We start from the raw sequence: 1,316 nt of genomic DNA, 5'->3' as shown, positions 1-1,316 counted from the left end.
TTGTAGGGACGCCTAAAAGAAGGTGGTTTTTTTCGAACCGAGACTCTGAAGTTCATCCATTAATGGTAAAAGTCAATCATTCTCTAACGCTTGCGCTCGACGAAGAAGGAATGTTGAAGATTACGCAAGAATGATTGTTTTTTTAATAAAGCCACGTAACAAGCGAACTTGTTACGTGGCTATTTTTGTTCAAAATTCAGCACATACTCCTCCCTATAGGTTTTGTATATAGTTCTCGATGTCCTTTCTGTTCATCAGCATAAAAACCTTGTAATCCTCATCTTTTTTAAGCTTTTTAAACCGGTTTCTCATCTTTTTTTTCCGTTCTCGATACGTAGTAAGAATAAACGTAAAAAATGACCAATCTACTTTTTCAGGGCATCCTTTTGCCATATCTTCACGCGTTTTTCTTGCATATACGATTCTCCGCTTTATTACTCGGTACACACAAACGATTAGCGGCAGCTCTAAATAAATAATGGTATCTGCACGCTTCACTCGCAGGTCATACGAATTGCTGTAGTTCCCGTCGATAATCCAGCTGTCTTTTTTTACAATGTGCTCCTGCAATTCTCTAAAGCTATCATTGTCTCTTTCCGTCCAGCCAGGCTGCCAATACAGACTGTCTAAATGATATACTTCTAGATCAAGCTTTTTCCCTAATTTCTTGGCAAATGTAGACTTTCCTACTCCTGGAGAAACGCCCATTACCAGTACTCTTTTCATCTTATCACCTTACCTTTTTAAGAAATAAAGCTGATTGAAGAGAAGGCAGCTGTTTATAGCTGACTCGGCGCATTCAGTGTACTCGGAGCGAGCTGCTTTATAAAACGACTTCATGTTAGGATTTTTATTTCCATGATTTTCAGGCAACCTATAAATATTCATTATAAATTCCTATATTCCTTCTTGCTTTGTAGTAAATAGGTTGCTTTTATGAATCGTTTCCTTTACCTTAAATGTGAGTATATAAAAGTAAGGTGAAAAAAATGAATGCATCTATGCTAAAGAGATTTTTACGAAACCTCGGTATTTTTGTTTATATTGTCATTGCAGCTATTAATATTTACTTAACAAGAAATGATTTGGGCGATATGCTTACCCGCCTTGTGCTGCTGACTATTTTACTTCCTTTGTTTTTTAGTTTTGTGTATGCGTTAGGAAAATCACATTTTAAAAGACAAGAAGAGCTCGCTGAACAAGAGAAGAAGAAAGAGTAAAAAAAGCCTTTTATCGAGGGGGATTCCCCTTTCTAAAAGGCTTTTTACTTTTTTTCATATAGCTGAACATTAACTACATCAGGATGAACGTGATAC

General features: G+C 36.4%; 2 protein-coding genes. One reads left to right on the top strand and one right to left on the bottom strand.

Annotation, left to right across the window (positions count from 1 at the left end; translation table 11 throughout):
* Positions 1-213: 213 nt before the first annotated feature.
* Positions 214-726, bottom strand: coding sequence for a P-loop NTPase family protein (locus tag AC1DRF_RS28130; protein ID WP_377574783.1), 513 nt, complete (start codon positions 724-726; stop codon positions 214-216).
* Between the two features lie 263 nt (positions 727-989).
* On the opposite strand from AC1DRF_RS28130, the gene AC1DRF_RS28125 reads away from it, so the two are divergent.
* Positions 990-1,220, top strand: a complete 231-nt coding sequence (locus AC1DRF_RS28125) for a hypothetical protein (RefSeq protein ID WP_043981603.1) — start codon at positions 990-992, stop codon at positions 1,218-1,220.
* Positions 1,221-1,316 lie beyond the last annotated feature (96 nt).

Source organism: Priestia sp. P5_B4, assembly GCF_056400385.1.
The sequence above is the reverse complement of the archived record's forward strand: the minus strand, read 5'-3'. Positions and strand labels throughout refer to the sequence as shown.

Excerpts from the sequence above, each read along its gene's own strand:
- AC1DRF_RS28130 (WP_377574783.1), bottom strand. The coding sequence starts at position 726 with ATGAAAAGAGTACTGGTAATGGGCGTTTCTCCAGGAGTAGGAAAGTCT.
- AC1DRF_RS28125 (WP_043981603.1), top strand. The coding sequence starts at position 990 with ATGAATGCATCTATGCTAAAGAGATTTTTACGAAACCTCGGTATTTTT.